The 19,806-nt window shown below is 60.8% G+C and carries 19 protein-coding genes; 9 read left to right on the forward strand and 10 right to left on the reverse strand.

Going from position 1 to position 19,806, the window contains the following annotated elements:
* Positions 1-135 precede the first annotated feature (135 nt).
* Together fba and F7P80_RS09245 are read left to right on the forward strand one after the other, a co-directional pair.
* The gene (fba, locus tag F7P80_RS09240; protein WP_054065809.1) at positions 136-1,200 is read left to right on the forward strand and encodes a class II fructose-bisphosphate aldolase; all 1,065 of its coding nucleotides are present in this window, start codon (positions 136-138) and stop codon (positions 1,198-1,200) included.
* 181 nt (positions 1,201-1,381) lie between these two features.
* Positions 1,382-2,362 carry a Bug family tripartite tricarboxylate transporter substrate binding protein gene (locus F7P80_RS09245; RefSeq protein ID WP_151044252.1) on the forward strand — a complete coding sequence of 327 codons (981 nt, stop codon included), beginning with the start codon at positions 1,382-1,384 and terminating at the stop codon, positions 2,360-2,362.
* 88 nt (positions 2,363-2,450) lie between these two features.
* On the opposite strand, the gene F7P80_RS09250 is transcribed toward F7P80_RS09245, so the two are convergent.
* The 7 genes from F7P80_RS09250 to F7P80_RS09280 all read right to left on the reverse strand — a co-directional run bounded on the left by F7P80_RS09250 (position 2,451) and on the right by F7P80_RS09280 (position 7,048).
* The gene (locus F7P80_RS09250; RefSeq protein ID WP_054065834.1) at positions 2,451-2,975 is read right to left on the reverse strand and encodes an NUDIX hydrolase; all 525 of its coding nucleotides are present in this window, start codon (positions 2,973-2,975) and stop codon (positions 2,451-2,453) included.
* A gap of 60 nt (positions 2,976-3,035) precedes the next feature.
* Entirely contained in the window at positions 3,036-3,566 is a 531-nt protein-coding gene (locus F7P80_RS09255) for a GNAT family N-acetyltransferase (protein ID WP_054065835.1), read from the reverse strand.
* 11 nt (positions 3,567-3,577) lie between these two features.
* Entirely contained in the window at positions 3,578-4,609 is a 1,032-nt protein-coding gene (locus F7P80_RS09260; protein WP_151044256.1) for a response regulator, read from the reverse strand.
* Positions 4,593-5,921: an ATP-binding protein gene (locus tag F7P80_RS09265; protein ID WP_151044259.1), complete on the reverse strand. Its 1,329-nt coding sequence runs from the start codon at positions 5,919-5,921 to the stop codon at positions 4,593-4,595. Before F7P80_RS09265 ends, F7P80_RS09260 begins: the two co-directional genes overlap by 17 nt.
* Positions 5,921-6,385: a PAS domain S-box protein gene (locus tag F7P80_RS09270; protein WP_151044262.1), complete on the reverse strand. Its 465-nt coding sequence runs from the start codon at positions 6,383-6,385 to the stop codon at positions 5,921-5,923. The genes F7P80_RS09265 and F7P80_RS09270 overlap by 1 nt, the downstream gene beginning before the upstream one ends.
* Positions 6,367-6,642: a hypothetical protein gene (locus F7P80_RS09275; protein ID WP_151044265.1), complete on the reverse strand. Its 276-nt coding sequence runs from the start codon at positions 6,640-6,642 to the stop codon at positions 6,367-6,369. The genes F7P80_RS09270 and F7P80_RS09275 overlap by 19 nt, the downstream gene beginning before the upstream one ends.
* A gap of 61 nt (positions 6,643-6,703) precedes the next feature.
* Positions 6,704-7,048, reverse strand: a complete 345-nt coding sequence (locus F7P80_RS09280) for an MHYT domain-containing protein (RefSeq protein WP_151044268.1) — start codon at positions 7,046-7,048, stop codon at positions 6,704-6,706.
* 249 nt (positions 7,049-7,297) lie between these two features.
* Between F7P80_RS09280 and F7P80_RS17400 the strand changes: the two genes are divergently transcribed.
* From F7P80_RS17400 to F7P80_RS09300, 4 genes are all read left to right on the forward strand, one after another.
* On the forward strand, positions 7,298-7,792 hold the full coding sequence (locus F7P80_RS17400) for a DUF2061 domain-containing protein (RefSeq protein WP_170265358.1): 495 nt from the start codon (positions 7,298-7,300) through the stop codon (positions 7,790-7,792).
* Between the two features lie 398 nt (positions 7,793-8,190).
* The gene (locus F7P80_RS09290; protein WP_151044271.1) at positions 8,191-10,500 is read left to right on the forward strand and encodes an NADP-dependent malic enzyme; all 2,310 of its coding nucleotides are present in this window, start codon (positions 8,191-8,193) and stop codon (positions 10,498-10,500) included.
* 201 nt (positions 10,501-10,701) lie between these two features.
* Entirely contained in the window at positions 10,702-11,040 is a 339-nt protein-coding gene (locus F7P80_RS09295) for a guanyl-specific ribonuclease (protein ID WP_240184035.1), read from the forward strand.
* Positions 11,041-11,171: 131 nt separating this feature from the next.
* The gene (locus tag F7P80_RS09300; RefSeq protein WP_054065817.1) at positions 11,172-11,597 is read left to right on the forward strand and encodes a barstar family protein; all 426 of its coding nucleotides are present in this window, start codon (positions 11,172-11,174) and stop codon (positions 11,595-11,597) included.
* Positions 11,598-11,704: 107 nt separating this feature from the next.
* Here the strand turns inward: F7P80_RS09300 and rsmA are convergent, their stop codons facing one another.
* The 3 genes from rsmA to F7P80_RS09315 are packed head-to-tail and all read right to left on the reverse strand — an operon-like array spanning position 11,705 to position 16,342.
* The gene (gene rsmA, locus F7P80_RS09305; protein WP_151044274.1) at positions 11,705-12,466 is read right to left on the reverse strand and encodes a 16S rRNA (adenine(1518)-N(6)/adenine(1519)-N(6))-dimethyltransferase RsmA; all 762 of its coding nucleotides are present in this window, start codon (positions 12,464-12,466) and stop codon (positions 11,705-11,707) included.
* A 9-nt stretch (positions 12,467-12,475) separates the two neighbouring features.
* On the reverse strand, positions 12,476-13,864 hold the full coding sequence (locus F7P80_RS09310) for a peptidylprolyl isomerase (protein ID WP_151044278.1): 1,389 nt from the start codon (positions 13,862-13,864) through the stop codon (positions 12,476-12,478).
* An 18-nt stretch (positions 13,865-13,882) separates the two neighbouring features.
* On the reverse strand, positions 13,883-16,342 hold the full coding sequence (locus tag F7P80_RS09315) for an LPS-assembly protein LptD (protein WP_249041425.1): 2,460 nt from the start codon (positions 16,340-16,342) through the stop codon (positions 13,883-13,885).
* A 75-nt stretch (positions 16,343-16,417) separates the two neighbouring features.
* Between F7P80_RS09315 and F7P80_RS09320 the strand changes: the two genes are divergently transcribed.
* The 3 genes from F7P80_RS09320 (at position 16,418) to F7P80_RS09330 (ending at position 19,707) form a co-directional block, all read left to right on the forward strand.
* Positions 16,418-17,515, forward strand: a complete 1,098-nt coding sequence (locus F7P80_RS09320) for an aminoglycoside phosphotransferase family protein (RefSeq protein ID WP_151044281.1) — start codon at positions 16,418-16,420, stop codon at positions 17,513-17,515.
* 99 nt (positions 17,516-17,614) lie between these two features.
* A complete protein-coding gene (locus tag F7P80_RS09325) occupies positions 17,615-18,343 on the forward strand; it encodes a 16S rRNA (uracil(1498)-N(3))-methyltransferase (protein ID WP_151044284.1) in 729 nt (242 codons plus the stop codon).
* 215 nt (positions 18,344-18,558) lie between these two features.
* Entirely contained in the window at positions 18,559-19,707 is a 1,149-nt protein-coding gene (locus F7P80_RS09330; protein ID WP_249041426.1) for a GGDEF domain-containing protein, read from the forward strand.
* Positions 19,708-19,806 lie beyond the last annotated feature (99 nt).

Raw genomic sequence — 19,806 nt, forward strand, 5'->3', positions numbered from 1 at the left:
TCTTGCCCCCAGCGTGGCAACAGGCGAATCACCACTGCCAATGCCACGGCCTCGGGGGGCGGTTAAAATCAAAAGTTACCACGCGGTTACAGCCGCGCAGCATTATTCTTCGTTCAACCTTACTGGACCACGACCATGCCTCTGATCTCGATGCGCGAAATGCTCGACCATGCCGCTGAAAACGGCTATGGCATCCCCGCCTTTAACGTCAACAACCTGGAACAAGTGCAGGCCGTGATGTCGGCGGCGGACGAAGTGGGCGCTCCCGTGATCCTGCAGGCATCGGCCGGTGCACGTAAGTACGCTGGTGAGCCCTTCATCAAGCACCTGATCCAGGCAGCAGCCGAGATGTACCCCCACATCCCTCTGGTGATGCACCAGGACCACGGCACCACCCCCGAAGTGTGCCGTGGTGCACTGAATCTGGGCTTTGGCTCGGTGATGATGGACGGTTCGCTGATGAGCGACGGCAAGACCCCTTCGTCCTTTGAATACAACGTGGACGTGACCAAGCAGGTCGTCGCCATGGCCCACGCCATTGGTGCCACCGTGGAAGGTGAACTGGGCTGCCTGGGCAACCTGGAAACCGGCGACGCTGGTGAAGAAGACGGTATTGGCGCCGCAGGCAAGCTGGAACACAGCCAGATGCTGACCGATCCTGAAGAAGCCGCCGTGTTCGTGAAGGAAACCCAGCTGGACGCACTGGCCATTGCCATCGGTACCAGCCACGGCGCCTACAAGTTCAGCCGCAAGCCCACAGGCGACATTCTGTCCATCCAGCGTGTCAAGGAAATCCACGCCCGCCTGCCCAACACCCACCTGGTGATGCACGGCTCTTCTTCCGTACCTCAGGAATTGCTGGCCATCATCAACCAGTACGGCGGCCAGATGAAGGAAACCTACGGCGTGCCCGTCGAGGAAATCCAGGAAGCCATCAAGTACGGCGTGCGCAAGGTGAACATCGACACCGACATCCGCCTGGCCATGACTGGTGCTGTGCGCAAGTTCCTGGCTGAGAACCCCGAGAAGTTCGACGCCCGCGAATGGCTCAAGCCTGCCCGCGAAGCCGCCAAGCAAGTGTGCAAGGCACGTTACCTGGAGTTCGGCTGTGAAGGCCAGGGCGCCAAGATCAAGGGCTACACCCTGGAGCAGATGGCCAAGCGCTACGCCGCTGGTGAGCTGGCGCAAATCGTGAACTGATCCATCGCAAAAACCGGCGTCATTGCACGCCGCTTCGCAAAAACCCGCATGGCTAGGCCCTGCGGGTTTTTTTATGGTCTGCGTTGGCACGCTGTTTGCTCCAACTGCGCATGTTTATATTGCATAAATTCATGCATTACGCGTGCAAAGTTGATCACAATTGCAGCAACAAGGAATTTTTATGAGCACACCCATCCTCCGACGCACTCTGATTGCTTGCGGCGCCGCACTGCTGGCCGCAGGTCCCGCCATGGCGGACGACGCCGCCTCATACCCGAACAAGCCCGTGACCATCGTGGTCGGCTACCCCGCTGGTGGCTCCACCGACCTGGTGGGTCGCCTGGTGGCCAACGAGATCGAGAAGCACCTCGGTCAGACTGTGATCGTGGAAAACCTCGGCGGTGCCGGTGGTGCCATTGGCGCGCAAAAGGTGGCCAATGCCAAGCCCGATGGCTACACCCTGCTGGTGGGCGCGAACAATGAAATCGCGATTGCCAACATGATCAACAAGTCGATCAAGTACAAGATCAGCGACTTCACACCGATTGGTGTGGTGGCCTCTCAGCCCATGGTGCTGGTGGCATCCCAGAAGGCGGGCGTAAAGAACACCGAAGCGTTCTATCAGGCAGTGAAGGCCAACCCTGCCAAGTTCAGCTACGGCTCGTCGGGCGTGGGCACTGCGCTGCACCTGGCCGGTGAAATGATGAAGGACCAGGCCCAGATCGACATGCAGCACGTGCCTTACCGTGGCGTGCCTGCGCTGACCAATGATGTGCTGGGCAACAACATCGAATACGGCGTGTTCGTGCTGTCCTCCGGACTGCCGCTGATCAAGGCGGGCAAGGTACAGGCCATTGCTACCACCGAAGCCAAGCGCTACGCAGCGACCCCCGACATTCCTGCCCTGGCAGAGTACCCAGCATTCAAGAACGTGGACATCAACTCCTGGTTCGCCATGATGGGCCCCGCCAACATGCCAGCGCCTGTGGTGGCCAAGATCAAGGAAGCCCTGAACAAGACCATGGCCGCGCCTGAGTTCCGCAAGAAGATGGAAGACGCTGGCGCCCAGGTGATGGACAGCCAGATCGATGCCAGCCAGTACATCAACGGCGAAATCGCCAAGTACAAGAAGATCATCGACGTGGCGAAGATCGAGCTGTAATCCAGCGGCGACTGAGCACATGCCATGTAAAAAGAAAAGCCCTGCAGGCTGCGGCCTGCAGGGCTTTTTACTTTACTGAGAGGATGTGCTATTTCATGCTGGCCAGCAGATCCTGCGTGTGCGGCGTGGGCTCGGGCACGCTGTAGATGCTGGGGTCCGCCTGAATCAGGCTGACATCAAAACGCCGCCCTGCCAGATAGTCTCGAACAGATTGCAGCACCACTGGGCTGCGGTGCAGATGGGCGCTGGCCTGCAACTCTTCCAGACTGAGCCACACGGTGCGCACAATGCCTTCGTCCAGTACGCGGTGGGCATGGTGCTGGCCCAGCTTGCCCGTAAAGGCAAAGCGCATATAGGTGATGTCAGACCCGGTACGCGTGCGAATGAAGCGGTTCATATAGATGCCCACCAGGTGCGTGGGCTCAAAGCTATAGGCAGTTTCCTCCAGCACTTCGCGTGCACAGGCTTGCAATGGAGTCTCGGCAGGATCCAGGTGACCGGCTGGCAAATTCAGGCGTAGCCCGTCAGCCGTGTTTTCTTCCACCAGCAAAAAGCGTTGATCGCGTTCGATCACGGCAGAGACCGTGACATTGGGTTTCCATCGGGTAGGCATGCGCGCATTATCGCGATCGCGCCACATAGATTTGTCAGCCAATGTCTTGTCTATCAACAATCAGAGCGCTGCAACCATATACAGCGCGCCTTCACCATAGGTTTGAAGGTGTGCCTGCTGTTGTGAATCACTGACGGGGCAAATCGAAAAACCTTGACGTTCCCAATAAGTTTGTGAGCCCTGCACCGACACCAGTGCCGCCTGCCGCATGCCACGCGCACGCGCCTGCTGCTTCAAGGTCTGCACCAGATGGCGGGCCACGCCCTGGCCGGCCAGCTCCGGCAGCACCGACATGTCATGCAGATAAAGCACCTGTTCGCCCGGCGCAGGCGGCGTAAAAACACCGTTGAGTGGCGTGATCTTGCCGGGATTGGACCAGTAGGCTGCCAGATAGGCCTTGAGCGCCTGCTCGCCTTCACGCACCACGCCAATGGAGCACTGGTGTGCACAGCACAGGCGCTGCGCAAACACTTCGCGGCTTTCCTGAAAGCCGTCGCCATAGCAAATGGTCTGCACATGCAGCAGGCTATCAACATCGTGCGCATGCAAGGGGCGCACCACCCAGGGAGATGGCAATACAGAAGCAGTCATGGCCTGCATTATCAAAGCGCAGCAGCAAGCTCCGCGCAGGCAGGCGATTCATCCTTCCAGCGCTGGCGAATGGCTTCAAGCTGCGAGCGCAGCGAGATGAATGCCGACACCAGCTCGGGATCAAAATGGCTGCCTGCCTGTGCCGCAATATGGGCCAGCGCCTCATCCATGCTCCACGCACGCTTGTAGGGTCGCACAGAGGTCAGGGCATCAAACACATCGGCAATCGCCACGATGCGCGCTGCCAGCGGAATGTCTGTGCCGCGCAGGCCCGCAGGGTAGCCCGATCCGTCCCATTGCTCGTGGTGGGCCAGAGCGATGGAACGCGCCATCTGCAGCATGCCTCCTTCATGCTCCCCCAGAATTTCCGCGCCAATCACAGGATGCTGGCGCATGATCTGCCACTCCTCATCATCCAGCGGACCGGGCTTGAGCAGCACGGCATCAGGTATGCCGATCTTGCCCACGTCATGCATGGGAGCCGCGTGCAGCAAATCATCTGCCCACTCAGGGGCGCAACCCATCGCCAGTGCCAGCGCATGGCTGTAATGGCTCATGCGCAGCACATGCATGCCGGTTTCGTTGTCCTTGTACTCAGCGGCTCGCCCCAGGCGCTGCACGATCTGCAGACGAGACTGGCGCAATGCCTCAATATCTACCAGCGACAGGTGCGTGCGCACACGGGCACGCACCACAGGTGCACGCACGGGCTTGATGATGTAGTCCACCGCTCCGGCTGCAAAGCCATCGGCCTCATCGCCCACCTCCGCCAGCGCAGACACAAAAATCACCGGAATACTTTCTGTCCTGGGGTCAGCCTTGAGCTGTCGGCACACGTCATAGCCGTTGAGCTCGGGCATCATGATGTCCAGCAAGATCAGATCCGGCTTTTGCTGCTGTGCCAGCTGCAGGGCCTTGCGGCCATCGGTCGCAAATTGCAGGCGGTAGTCCTCGCCCAGTATCTGGCGCAGCACATGCAGGTTGGTGGGCTCGTCGTCCACCAGCAGCAGGCGTGGCCTGCGATCTTCATGCTTGGGCAGCATGGGGTGGTTTCCTTTCTGAATCAGAACTGGTGCTGACGCTGCTCGCCAGTGCCTGTGCACATTGCAGCGCCTGGTCAAAGCCAAACATGTCGATGGCCGCCTGCAGCGCAGCCACCATGGCTTCAGGCAGCAGTTGCTGCAATTGCTGCAAGGCCTCGCTGTCAATCTCACCGCCCTGCAGCGCCTCGGTCAAAGCCTGCAGTGCTTCCTGCACCTGGGTCCGTGCAGCGGCGCTCAGCCCTGCCTCTGCAGCCATGGCAGCCGGCGCCAGTGCCGGCGCTGCACTGGTGACCTCGGCGCTGCGCAGCAAAGCCAGATTGCCTGCGGCGCCACGCATACGGTGCACCTCAGCCAGGGCTGTATCCCAGTCGCCATGCTGGGACAAGCTCTGCAGCTCGGGCACTCGGCTGTGCTGCTCGTTCAGAAAACGCGACCACGCCGTGCGCAGCGCTGCCTCGCTGCCCCACAGCTGCAAGCCGGTATGCCAGTCCACCACCTCACTTTCCGCCGCAGCGTGCGCCAGCACGGCGGGCACGGCCGAAGCACCTGCAGCAGGCTGGTGCTTGCCGCTCTCGCTGGCAGTACGGCCCTGCAGCACACGCGCCATTTCCTGCAGCAGCTTGTGCTGCTCCAGTGGCTTGGCCGCAAAGCCATCCATGCCAGCCGCATCGGATGCGCGGCGGTCCTGCTCCAGCACGCTGGCCGAGAGCGCAATGACGGGAATACGGGGCTGCTGATGCTCGGCCTCCCAGGCGCGAATGGCCATGGAGGCCTGCAGACCATCCATGTGCGGCATCTGCAAGTCCATCAGGATGATGTCGAACGCCTGTGTCTGCCGCAGCTGCAGGGCCTGCAGACCATCGCTGGCAGATACCACCTGGTGGCCATGGCGCTGCATCACTACCTGCAGCAGTTCCAGGTTTTGTGGCACATCGTCGGCAGCCAGAATGCGCAGCGGCGGCATCGGCGGCAGCTGCACCGCGCTGGCAACCGTTTCATCAATGGGCGCCTGACCAATCGGCAAGGGCAGCTGCACATGAAACTGCGTGCCCTCACCTTCACGGCTGCTGACGCTGATTGCGCCGCCCATCAGCTGCACCAGCTGGCGCGAGATGGTGGTGCCCAGGCCCGTACCACCAAAGCGGCGCGTGGTGGACGCATCAGCCTGTGCAAACGGGTCAAAAATACGTTCGAGCTTGTCCTGCGCAATGCCAATGCCCGTGTCCTGGATGGTCAGGTGCAGGCGGCACTGCTCATCGTTCACGCGCAGCTGCACATGGCCGCGCTCGGTGAACTTGACGGCATTGCCCATCAAATTGATGAGAATTTGCTGAATACGCAGCGCATCCCCGCGCAGATAGCACGCCCCACGGCCAGGCGCACATCAATCAGCGCTCCGTTTTTGTGCAGTGCCTGCACCTCACGGCCTGCGCCAATGATGTTGGTATGCCCTGTGCTGATGTGGCGCTGCAGATAGCCGTCATGCGCCTGCTGGTGCGGCATGGGCATGAGCATGCTGACGTTGCGGCCCAGCACTTCCTGCTCCGTCCAGCCCAGCAGGCGTTCCGCTGCGGGGTTGAAAGCACTGATGCGGCCATCGCTTTCGATCATGATGATGCCGTCCACGGCAGTATCGACCAGTGCGCGCAGGCGGGCCTCATTACGGCGAATTTCCAGAAACAGCTGGCGCGAACGCATCAGCATGTGCAGCACCAGCAGCACCGTGCCCACCAGCAAGGCCCAGGCTGCAGCGCTGGTCAAGGCGGTCCAGTGCACCTGCGCGCACCTGCTTCACTGTCGCCCTGCCCAACCAGGATGTAGATGGCATCCATGGCGATGTAGTGCATGCTGGCCGTGGTGGCACCCATGACGCCGCCGCTGACCAGCGTAATCAGCATGGGCCGCGCACCCACACTCTGCATGCGGCGGTACAGCACCACGGAAAAAAGCGCCATGGCCAGCCCCAGGCCCAGCGCCAGCAGCAGGCCCTTGGGGGCGTAATGCATCAAATACGCAGCATCCGAGGCAAACATGCCCCCAGAAGTGCATGGATGCCACGCCCAGGCCCAGCGCCACACCACTGAGCAGGACACGCTACCACTGGGCTTGCTGCAGCAGCAGGGTGTGGACCACGACACCCGCCGCCAGCAGGCTCGGCAGCGCCAACAGCGCGCTGTGGAGGATGGAGAACGTCCCCGCCGCGCAGGGAGTGAAGGCCTGCATGCCAATAAAGTGCATGCTCCAGATCCCGCCTCCCAGCAAGAGCACGCCAGCCGCAGCCATGCCTGTGCGCCGCGGGCCGGGAGCAGTCCGTTGCGCACGGGTGCAGACATGCACGGCCAGCATGGCGGTGACCAGCGCAACCAGAATGGAGATGACAACCAGCTGGGGATCCATCCACTCCCACTGCATGTGGACATAGGTCAGGTCATCAGACAAAAAAACGTATCCACATAGGGTCTGCGCTTGCGGGAATAAGGAGAGAGAGGGGGATCCGGGCAATCTTGCCCGAGTTACATCAACCTGTAGGAATGAACCTACATTTTTGCCAAATTTGACAAACCCGCCACAGCAGAAGCCCGCCAGCGTTGACGCTATAGCGACAGGCCATAGGCAAGATAGAAACTATCAAATTTACCATCTAATTGCGATTAACTATCATTCATGCATCTTCTCTGGATGAATGCTATGTCCCATCTGCAATCGCTGATTCGTCGCAACGAGACGACGCTGATCAAAACGTCCTGCTACTACGTGATCCACGTCCTGGTAGCGGCGGGCGTGGCCTATGCCGTCACGGGTGACCTGATGGCTGCACTCACGCTGAGTTTGCTGGAGCCCACTGTGCAGGCCGTGGCCTATTTCATGCACGAGAAGGTCTGGATGCTGGCCCCGCGCATGCGCCACCGCGCCCTGATCAAGACTGGCACCTACTACGTGATTCACATCTTCGTCGCCTCCTGCGTGGCCTACGCGGTGACCGGTGACCTGGTTGCAGCCTTCACCCTGAGCTTGCTGGAGCCTACCGTGCAGATGGTCTTCTTCTTTTTGTACGAAAAGCTGTGGGAGAAAAAGGCCCAGGCCAAGCACAAGGTGCACAGCATCCAGCCCCTGTGCGTGGCCGCAGGCCCCTGCCAGCGCGCCCAGACCTGCAGCCAGCACTGCACACTGCGTACGCTCTGAACCCACTTTCCCAAGGTCGCGTCATGAACAAGCCAAGAAACAGTTTTTCCGCCTGGTTGCTGCAATGCCTGGCCCACATGGCCTGCCACTCTTAAAAAAGAAGCTGCCAGCGCTTTACAGCAGCCAATTTCAGAATCAGATCATTCTGAAATCCTTATGCTTCAAGCGCTAGAAGCTATCAATTTGCAAGCACCTGGCATGCGCTCTGCTTGCCCTGACAGCCTGCCCCTGCATCCCCCGCCCCATTGTGTGGATGACAGTGAAAGGTGTTTGACCCGCACCGGCCTGTGCCAGCGCCCCACTTTTGATAGCAAACACCTACAATGGGCTGCAAGAATCTAACTGTGTACAACCTCTGCGACAGGCTGCCTGCGCGGCCTTGCGTCCTGGGAGACGATATGCCTGAGAACACCTCACCCACCCTGCAAGACAAACGTGCTTTGCTGCGCCAGTCGGCGCTCGAATACCACCAGTTTCCCAAGCCCGGCAAGGTCGCCATCGCTGCCACCAAGCCCATGGCCAACCAGCACGACCTGGCGCTGGCCTACTCGCCCGGCGTAGCTGCGCCCTGCGAGGAAATCGTCAAGGACCCTGCCGCCGCCTTCAAGTACACCAGCCGCGGCAATCTGGTGGCCGTGATCTCCAACGGCACCGCCGTGCTGGGCCTGGGCGATATTGGCGCACTGGCCTCCAAGCCCGTGATGGAAGGCAAGGGCGTACTGTTCAAGAAGTTCGCCGGCGTCGATGTGTTTGACATCGAAATCAACGAAAAAGACCCACAAAAGCTGGTCGATGTGATCGCAGCGCTGGAGCCTACCTTCGGCGCCATCAACCTCGAAGACATCAAGGCTCCTGAGTGCTTCTTCGTGGAACGCGAGCTGCGCAAGCGCATGAATATCCCCGTCTTCCACGATGACCAGCACGGCACGGCCATCACCGTGGCAGCCGCCATGGTCAATGCACTGAAGGTGGCAGGCAAGAAGATCGAAGAGATCAAGCTGGTGGCATCGGGCGCGGGCGCCGCAGCCCTGGCCTGTCTGAACCTGCTGCTGGAAATTGGTCTGAAGCGCGAGAACGTGTTCGTAACCGACATCGTCGGCGTGGTCTACGAAGGCCGTACCGAGCTGATGGACGAGGACAAGGCCAAGTTCGCGCAGAAGACCGAGCTGCGCACGCTGGGCGAAGTCATCGCAGGCGCCGACGCCTTCCTGGGCCTGTCGGCGGGCAATGTGCTCAAAAAAGACATGGTCGCCAAGATGGCCGACAAGCCCATCATCTTCGCGCTGGCCAATCCCTCCCCCGAAATCCTGCCAGAAGACGTCAAGGCCGTGCGTGATGACGCCATCATCGCCACCGGCCGCACGGACTACCCCAACCAGGTCAACAACGTTCTGTGCTTCCCCTACATCTTCCGTGGCGCACTGGACTGCGGCGCCACCACCATCACCACCGAGATGGAGGTGGCTGCTGTCAACGCCATTGCCGCACTGGCCGAGGCCGAGCAGTCCGAAGAAGTGGCGGCAGCCTATGTGGGCCAGAGCCTGAGCTTTGGCCCTGAGTACCTGATTCCCAAGCCCTTCGACCCACGCCTGATGCTCATCGTGGCACCGGCCGTGGCACAGGCCGCCGCAGACTGCGGCGTGGCCCAACGCCCCATTCAGGACATGGATGCCTACCGCGAGCACCTCAAGACCTTTGTGTACTCGTCCGGCACCATCATGAAGCCCATCTTCGCGGCCGCCAAAAAAGCTGCCAAGAAGCGCGTGGCCTACTCCGAAGGTGAGGAAGAACGCGTGCTGCGCGCTGCGCAGATCGTGGTGGATGAGCGCATTGCCCGCCCCACGCTGATCGGTCGCCCCGCCATCATCGCCCAGCGCATCCAGAAGTTTGGCCTGCGCCTGGAGCAGGGTCGCGACTATGACGTGGTGAACGTGGAAGACGACCCCCGCTACCGCGACTTCTGGCAGACCTACCACCGCATGACCGAGCGCAAGGGCATCACCGCCCCCATCGCCAAGATCGAAATGCGCCGCCGCCTGACCCTGATCGGCTCCATGCTGCTGCACAAGGGCGAGGTCGACGGTCTGATCTGCGGTACCTGGCACAACACCCATCTGCACCTGAACTACATCGATCAGGTGATCGGCAAGAAACCCGACGCGACCACCTACGCCTGCATGAATGGCCTGCTGCTGCCTGACCGCCAGGTCTTCCTGGTCGACACCCACGTGAACTACGACCCCAGCGCCGAGCAGCTGGCCGAGATCACCGTCATGGCGGCCGAAGAAATGATGCGCTTTGGCATCAAGCCCAAGGTGGCCCTGCTGAGCCACTCCAACTTTGGCTCCAGCAACCAGCCCAGCGCCGTCAAGATGCGCCAGACCCTGGAGCTGCTGCGCGTGCAGGCCCCCTGGCTGGAAGTCGATGGCGAAATGCATGGCGACGTGGCACTGGACGCCGAAGCCCGTGGCAAGCTCATGCCCCACAGCACACTGACGGGTGAAGCCAATCTGTTGGTGCTGCCCAACATTGATGCGGCCAACATCTCCTACAACCTGCTCAAACAGGCGGCGGGCGGTGGCATTGCCGTGGGCCCCGTGCTGCTGGGCGCCAGCGCTCCCGTGCATGTGCTGACCCCCAGCACCACGGTGCGCCGCATCGTGAACATGACAGCACTGACCGTGGCAGACGCCAACGCAGCGCGCTGATCACGACGCAGGCACTCGCCAAAAAAAGGGCTGGTCCTCTGATGGGGGACAGCCCTTTTTTCTTGCAATTTACAGGGGGCTGCGTCACACTTGCGGGTCAAATTTCTGGGGATGTCCCGAGGTTTGGAAAGGTGTTGTGTGATGCGGAATGCGGTCTGGTTTCGAGCCCTTGGCGCCATCTTGGTCGGCACCGCTATGGCGATGCCCGCTGGCCCGTTGCAGGCACGGACACAGCAACAGGCCCAGTACATCGAAACGGTATCACTGGCTGAGCTACCCTCTCAGGCACGCACCACCTACCGACGCATACATCAGGGGGGACCTTTCCCCTACGAAAAAGATGGCAGTGTGTTTGGGAACCGTGAGCGTCTGTTGCCCGCGCAAAAGCGTGGCTACTACCGCGAATACACCGTCAAGACACCATGGGCCAGAGACCGCGGTGCCAGACGTATCGTGTGTGGCGGTGAACCGCCCACACAGCCCGAAGCCTGTTACTACACCAGCGATCACTACAACAGTTTTCGGAAGATTACGCCATGAGCGCTCCTGATCTGGATGGGCTGCACCACCACCATGCTCCTGCCGGGAACTTGTGGCCTGGCGGGCTGTCCATGTATCCCACACCCCCTGCTTTCAGTGGGCAACTACGAGCTATAGAAAGAATCCCAGAGATGGTGAAACCGTCTTGTCCTGCCCCCAAAAACCTGTTGCTTGGGGTGCGCAGCAACATCGTGCAGTCCATTCGTGCCTTCCACATTCCGGACTTGCAGCAGGCGGCACAGGCCATGGGGCACCACTTCCTCTACGCCAATCTGGCCCATGCCCAGACCAAGCAGGATGCGCTGGACCTGATTGCCCTGCAGTTTCACTTTCCTGCCCACTTTGGCAAGAACTTTGATGCCCTGTACGACTGCCTGACCGATCCGCTCCACCGGGCAGGCCCACAGCCTGGCTTTGTGGTGGTGCTGGACCAGTTGCCCATCGCCCACAAGTTCGACAAGGAAATGCGTGAGCAGTTTCTGGACTGCTTCCGCGACGCGGCCGACTACTGGGCCGAGCGCAAGATTGCCTTCCGCTGCTTCTATTCCTTCCTCTGAGCCTTGATTGCTCCAAAAAAACAAAGCGCCCACCGTAGTGGGCGCTTTGTTTTGCGAATGAAAAGCGTCTGAATGCTTTACAGATTCAGCGCTGGCAGCTCTTATTTTTAAGAAAGCTGGGCCGCCAGTGCCTCGTATTCCGCCACAGGCACTTCTTCGGCACGACGCTGCAGGTCGAACTCGCCAGCAAAGCCTTTGGCTTCCAGCCACTTGCCCAGCGTATTGCGCAAAATCTTGCGGCGCTGGCTGAAGGCCACCTGCACCATCTCTTCGAGCAGCTTGGGGTCCAGCGCCGCGGGATGCGCACGCGGCACCATGCGCACCACCGCGCTATTGACCTTGGGGGGTGGGTCAAAGCTCTCAGGCGGCACAAACAGTACGTTTTCCATGGCATAGCGCCACTGCAGCATGACGGACAGACGCCCGTAGTCGGAGGTACCCGCATCGGCCACCATGCGGTCAATCACCTCTTTTTGCAGCATGAAGTGCTGGTCTTCAATCACGTCCACATGCTCGAGCAGGTGAAACAGGATGGGCGAAGAGATGTTGTAGGGCAGGTTGCCCGCCACGCGCAGCTTGGGCACACCCAGTTCCTGCGCCAGGGCGGTGAAGTCCACCTTGAGCACGTCAGACTCAATCACCTTGAGCTGGGGCTTGGTGCGCAGGCGCGCGGCCAGGTCGCGGTCCAGCTCAATCACGGTGATCTGGCCGGTGCGCTCCACCAGAGGCTGGGTCAGCGCCATCAGGCCGGGGCCGATTTCCACCAGAGGCTGGCCGGGGCGGGGATCGATGGCCTTGACGATGCCGTCGATGATGCCGTGGTCGATCAGAAAGTTCTGACCGAAACGTTTACGAGGAATATGTTTCACGCGGAAAAATTATTGGGGTGGCTCGCGATATTCCACATAGGCCTGTCCGCGCAATTCCTGCAGCCAGTTGGCATGCGCCTTCTCGAGCTTTTCTTCACGAACTACGTTGCGCAGCATTTCACGCTGCTCACGGGGTGTCAATGTGGCTTGGCGACGATCCACCAGTTGAATCAGGTGTACGCCAAAGCGAGAAACCACAGGCTGGCTGACCTGGCCAGGCTCCAGCGCGTTCAGCGCCTGTTCAAACTCTGGCACGAACTGGCCTGGGCCTGCCCAGCCCAGATCACCACCCATGGCGGCGCTGCCATCTTCCGAATACTGGCGCGCCAGATCGGCAAAGCTGGCCCCGCCTTCCACACGCTGGCGCAGCTCGGACAGCACCTGTGCGGCTTCTCGTTCGCTCAATTGTGGCGAAGTTCGCAGCAGGATGTGTCGTGCAAGGTTTTGCGTCACCACCGCATCTACACCGCCTGCGCTCTTGTCCACCACCTTGAGAATGTGAAAACCTGCCGGTGAACGCACAGGGCCCACAATGCCGCCCACGGGGGTGCTGGCTACGGATTCGATAAACAGGCTGGGGTAGCGATTGGCAGGGCGCATGCCCAGAATGGCTGCGCCACCGTCGGAGTAACGCTGCGCCACCGCAGCGAAATCGGCTTCGGTACGAGCCGCCTGCAGAGCTTCCTGTGCACGCGCCTGCAGTCGGGCGACTTCCGCCTCGCTGGCGTTTTCAGGCACGGCAATCAGAATGTGTCCCAGATTCAACTGGGAACGCATCACATTGTCCTGGCCGCCTTTCTGGCGCTGCTGCGCCATGAACTGGTCAATATCGTGTTCCGACACTTGCACGCGGCCATCGACCTCGCGGTTTTGCAAACGCTGCAGCAGCATCTGGTTGCGGATTTCCTCACGGAATGAGGCCTGCGACTGACCACGTCGCGCCACTTCCTGGGCCAGCGCCTGCTGGGTCAGACCGCTTTGGCGCGCAATGTTTTCGATGGCCTGATCGACGGCGTAGTCATCGACCTTGATGCCGGTTTCCTTGGCCGTCTGCACCTGGATTTTTTCCACAATCAGGCGCTCCAGCACTTCCTGCGCCAGTTCATCCTCAGGGGGCAGCTGCTGGATACCCTGGCTTTGCAGGTTTTCCTTGACACGCTGAATCCGGGCGCGGACCTCGTTGTTGGTCACAGGCTCCGAATTGACAATGGCCACGATGTAGTCGGCCGAGCGCAGCTGCGCTGCGGACTTGCCCAGCTGTGTGGTCTGTGCCGAATCCGACAGCGCGCGCGCCACTTCAGGACTCGGGTTTTGGGCATACGCCGACCCGGCGCTCATAACGGCAGCACAGACAAGCCCCAGGGCGAAGTGACGTGGCATGGAAATCAGGTGGTGCATGGAAGACGATGCGTCCTATTAGTCGTAATTGCTGAAACGGCTAGGCACCGTGCCATCGCTGCTGCGCAGTGGGCGGTAGCCTGGAACAAACTCTTTCAGACTGCGCATGGGGTCTGCCCCCAGGCTCAGGCGAGAAAATCCGACGAACTCGATCTGAAACAGCAGTCGCGTGTTGGAATCCGTGCGGCTATTTTGCACGCGCTCCACCACCACCCGGCCAATCCAGCAGCAGCTGTCGTACTCAAAACCCACAATGGCGTCGACCAGCTTCTTGTCATACATGCTGTAGTTCAGGCGGCCTACGCTGTACCAGCGGCCACCGCCCGTGGCCTGGCCGAACTGGTCCTTGCGCCCCTGGTTCAGCGGCCACTGCCAGCCCAGATCAATTTGTTCACTGCCTTCATTGACCATAGGCATACTGTTTTCGCGCTGGTAACGATATGCCGCACTGAGGACTTTATAAGGCCCCGGGCTATAGCGACCACTGACGGAAGAGCGTGTCGTGTTACGGGTGTCCTGGTTGTACTGCACCATGGCGTCCGTGCTCCAGCGGTTGGACCAGTTCACGCCACCGCCAATCAGAATGTCTGACCAGCCCTTGGTACCGGGTTTGTCATAACCCAGGCTGACGCGCTGATTTTCCAGGCGGTAACGCTGCGCAAAACCCAGGCGGGCCACTTCAGCGCCATCGTCAGGGTCCAGATAGCGTGTGGTCAGCCCCACTGTGACCATATTGTTGTCAGCGATGCGGTCGTAGCCCGTATAGCTGTTGGAGCTGTAGATAGAGCCAAAGTTGAAGTCCGTGAGCGCTGTGTCATACAGCGGCACCATGCTCTGGTCGCGGTAGGGTGTATAGGTATAGAAGGCGCGAGGCTCCAGTGTCTGCACATAGGAACGGCCAAACGCAGAGGTATCACGCTCAAACACCAGGCCGCTGTCCAGACTGAGCGTAGGGATAGCGAACGACCTGCTACGCGCATAGCCACTGTTCACTGCGTCCAGCTGCGTCTGGCTGGCCGACAGTTGGTAATGGTTTGCCTGCAGCTTCACCGAGGGCGTTACAAAGCCGCCCGGCAGCAGGAAGGGGCGACTGGCCGCGAAATGGGCAAAGCTGCGCTGGCCATTGGCAAGGTTCTTCGCCCCGTACCAAGTGTCTGCCTCAAAACGCGTCGTATCTGCGCGCAGGGCCACATCCCAGCCCTGGGTAGCCCACTGGGTGGTGTCATAACTCCACTGCAGCTGCGGCATGCGGTTAAAAGGTGGCGCAATCGGTGCTTCCGGGTCCTGCAGCACCTGCCACTGCTGGGCATACAGAGACACCCGGTGATTGCCACCCGCCCAGGACAGACGTCCGTCACTGCTGAGCAGACGCTGGTCGCTATAGCGGGAATCACTGCTGTCGCCTGGCAGACGGCGGAAGTCACGCCAGTAGTCGTTGTCGCTGACGCGCAGCAGATTCCACTTCAAGCCCAGCGCACCAAACGGGCTGTTCAGCGCTGTATCGTGGCGCCAGTGATAACCCCAACGATCCCGGTCACGCAGCTTGTCATTGGGCATGTACTGCAGATCGAGGTTGCCGTCGTAATTTGGCTCCAGATAGCGGAACTCGGTATTCAGGCTCACCCCGCGCTTGCTCATGATGGTGGGGGTGATGGTGGCATCGCGATTGGGCGCAATATTCCAGTAATACGGCTGGCTGTATTCAACGCCGCTGACGCTGTCCACACCAATGGTGGGCGGCAGCAGGCCCGATTTGCGCTTGTCAGACAGCGGAAAGCTGATGGCCGGAATCGGCAGAATCGGCACGCCCTTGAATTCCAGTGCGCCGCTGTAGGCCACACCTACATCTTCGTTGCGATCCAGGGTGATGCGCTTGGCGCGGATCATCCAGTCAGGCGCCCAGCTGGCGCTGTCGTCGCGCAGACAGGTGGTGTAGGTGGCCTGATGGACCACGCTGTTTTCACGATCCAGAAACTCGATGCGCTCGGCATCACCATGACCCTGGGTGGCCAGAAACTGGTAGGTGGCTTCGTTGAAGTCCCCCTGAAAGGCATCGACCTGCAGTTTCAGCGATGTGCCCTGATAGATATTGCCGCCGCTGTTGATGTGTACATTGCCCTGTGCCTGCACGGTGTCATCCGGCAGGCTGTATTCCACACGGTCCGCACGGATGATGGTGTCGCCCCGGCGCAGTTCGGCGCCCCCTTCCAGCACCACATTGATGTCGGCCTGCCCGGAAATCTGCTCCGCACGGATGTGTGACGGCAGCTGATCGCGCAACTCTGCGGGCAACTGCTCGGCCAGCTGGCTGCTGGACTTCAATTGCGGAGCAGGCAGCGCCGTGTCCCAGGAACTGAGCGCCGGTGTCTGAGCCTGTGCATGCGCGGCGGCAGCCCACACCATGGCAACAGAAGCAGCCAGTGGGCGCAGGCGAAACAGGGTCGATGGCGAAGGCAAAGAAAAAGCGTGTGGGCTCACAGGCGCATTCAGTCAAAGCGGAGATGGAGGGCAAGCACGGAGGGAATCCAGGCCGTTTGTAGAATCGGATTATCCATGAGCGATCCTATCCTCCCCACATCTACCGTTGTTTGGGCCGACCCTGGCCGTCAAACATTGTTTACACAATGGCTGTCCGGCCTGACACCACAGCATGCGCTGTGTCCCGACAGTCTACGCCCGGCATCCGCTGATGCAAGCTTTCGCCGCTATCTGCGCATTGATACCCGCTCTGGCGACAGCCTCATCATCATGGATGCGCCGCCTGACAAGGAAAACTGCCAGCCTTTTGTGCATGTGCAGCAGCTGATGGCAGAGGCCGCCCTGCCTGTGCCTGAGATCCTGGCCTGGGATGCAGCCAATGGCTTCATGCTGCTGACCGACATGGGCAGCCGCACGCTGATTGAAATCCTCCACCCCGAGCAGCCACGCAACGCTGAGCCCTGGTATCGCGAGGCGATGGAGCTGCTGCTGCGCTGGCAGCTGGCCTCCAAGCCCGGTGTGCTGCCAGCCTATGACGAAGCCATGCTGCGCCGCGAGCTGCAGCTGTTCCCGGACTGGTATGTGGCCCAACACCGCCAGTTCACGCTGGACGACAAGCAGCAGGCCATGCTGTCCAAAACCTTCGACACCATCGTGGCCGAGAACCTGCGCGCGCCCAGCGTCTATGTGCACCGCGACTTCATGCCGCGCAATCTGATGCTGCCTGCCAGGGATGGCGCTGGCCTGTCGATTCTGGACTTCCAGGACGCCGTCTATGGCCCCGTCACCTACGACATTGCCAGCCTGATGCGCGATGCCTTCCTGAGCTGGGAGGAAGACTTTGTCATCGACATCACCGTGCGCTACTGGGAAAAGGCGCGCAAGGCCGGTCTGGTGGGTGCCACCAGCGCCAGCGGCTGGGGTGATGACTTTGGCGAGTTCTACCGCGCCGTCGAATGGATGGGCCTGCAGCGCCACCTGAAAGTGGCAGGCATTTTTGCGCGCCTGACGCTGCGTGACGGCAAGCCCAAGTACCTGGCCGACACGCCGCGCTTTATCCACTACCTGCGCTCGACCTGCAGCCGCTACCGCGAACTCAAGCCGCTGCTGCACCTGATCGACCAGATCGAAAACATCCAGCCCCAGGTGGGCTACGCCTACGGGCGCATCTAAAACCATAGCTGCTACGGCTTGATAAATCTTGATTTCAAAGAAAAATCATTTGAAAAGCAAGATTTTTCAAGCGCTGGCAGCTTCTTTTTTTATATCAACATGCCACGTTTTTACTGCCCTCTCCCACTGACGGCCGGCGCTGAACTGGAGCTGCCCGCGGGTGCTGCACGCCATGTGCAGGTGCTGCGCATGCAGCCCGGGGACACCATCACCTTGTTCGATGGCGCGCAGGACGGCCCGGGCGGTGAGTGGCAGGCCACCATCACCCGCATGGGCCGCAGCGACGTGGCCGTGCGCATTGACCAGCACGTGGCGGCAGACCGCGAAAACACCCGCCCCGTGCACCTGCTGGCCGGCATCACCGCCAATGAGCGCATGGACTGGCTGGTCGAAAAAGCCACGGAACTGGGTGTGACCAGCATCACCCCCTTGCTGGCTGAGCGCAGCGTGCTCAAGCTCAAGGGTGAACGTGGCGACAAGAAACGCGCGCACTGGCAGGCCGTGGCCGTGGCCGCCTGCGAGCAGTGCGGCCGCAACCGTGCGCCCGTCATCCATGAAGCAGTGACGCTGGCGCAGTGGCTGCAACAGGCGCCCGCCCAAGGGCTGCGCGCCGTGCTGTCGCTGGCAGATGGCACTCAGCCGCTGCAGCAGGTGCTCGGCGCCGATGCTGCCCAGCCCGTATTTTTTCTGTCCGGCCCCGAAGGCGGCCTGACCGAGCAGGAAGAGCTGCTGGCCCGCAACAGCGGCTTTATGCCCGTCACCCTGGGCCCCCGCGTCCTGCGCGCAGAAACGGCGCCGCTGGCTGCGCTGGTGCTGTCCACTTTGTAGGACAAGGTCTACATTTTTACTGCTTAGCCTGCTGGCAGGCTGCAGGCAACCATTGTTCAAATTTCTCTCGGTAGTAACCCGGTGAGGATGGGATATCCTTTTTCCCAAAATACTTTGTAACCATTTATTGCAATTCACAGAACCGAACCCGAGGGTGGCAGCCTGCATCCACGTTCTGCAACCGGTGTACACGTTCATTGAGAATGGATTCCCCCTTGTCTGGGCTTTGCAAACGCCTGAGCGACTGGCTGTTTTCTACCCATCCCACCTTGCGCGTGCGCTCCAGCATGGCCATGCTGGCTGTGCTGCTCATGGCAAGCAGCGCTGGCGTCATGCTGTGGCTGGGTCATGCTGGCTATGGCAGCCTGTCACACATCCGCTGGTGGTGTGCAGCTGCGGTGGGCGGGCAGGCCATCATGGCGGCGCTGGTGCGCAGCGACATCACCGCCAACTGGCACGACCCTGCACTGACTTTTCCCCAGGTGCTGTGGGCCGTCACCTGCAGCGCCGTGGCCTACGTGCTGCTGCAGGAGCAGGCGCGTGGCGTTGTGCCCGGGCTGCTGGCCATTTCCCTGTTTTTCGCCGCACTGAACCTCAAGGCGCGACACATCGTCAGCGTGACCTTCTACGCCTTGTGTGCCTTCACGCTGGCCACCCTGATCACCATCCATGAGCAAGGCAAGGGCTGGGGCCGCCCGCTGGACTGGGCCTATGCCGCCGTGCTGGCCATCATGCTCCTGGGCTGCATGCTGCTGAGCCTGCGCCTGTACCAGCTGCGTGGGCGGCTGCGCAAGCAGCGCCAAGCCCTGGCACTGGCGCTGGAAGAAAACCGCGAGCTGGCCTCGCGCGATGCGCTCACCGGGCTGCTCAACCGCCGCTACATGCTCGAAGTCCTGCGCCTGGAGCAGGACCGCCGCCTGCGTGCAGGCCACCGCATGCTGCTGGCGCAGATGGACCTGGATAACTTCAAGACCATCAACGACAACCACGGCCACAGCGTGGGCGATCTGGCACTCAAGACCTTTGCGGACCTGGTGCGCAGCTGCATCCGCAATTCGGATGCTTTATCGCGCTGGGGCGGGGAAGAGTTCGTGCTGCTGCTCAGCGACACCAGCATCGACAACGCGCTGCGCACACTCAACCGCATCCGTATGACGGTGGAGCAGGCAGAAGTGCATGCCGACTGCGTGACACTGCGCATGACGGTCTCTGTCGGGCTGGCCGAGCATCTGCCCGGAGAGAGCATTGAAATGACGCTGGAGCGCGCAGACCGCGCCCTGTACCGCGCCAAGCATGCAGGCCGCAATTGCGTCGTGCTGGGCGACCACCCACTGCCAGCAGGGCCTGCCTCCATGGGCATGTAACTCTCAAAAAAAGAGCGGCTAGCGCTTTTCCTTGCTGGATTTCAAATAGAAATCACCTCAAAACAAAGAAAGCACCTGCGCAAGGTGCTTTCTTTTTGG

The sequence above is a fragment of the Comamonas kerstersii genome, from assembly GCF_008801935.1.
GTDB lineage: Bacteria > Pseudomonadota > Gammaproteobacteria > Burkholderiales > Burkholderiaceae_C > Comamonas > Comamonas kerstersii.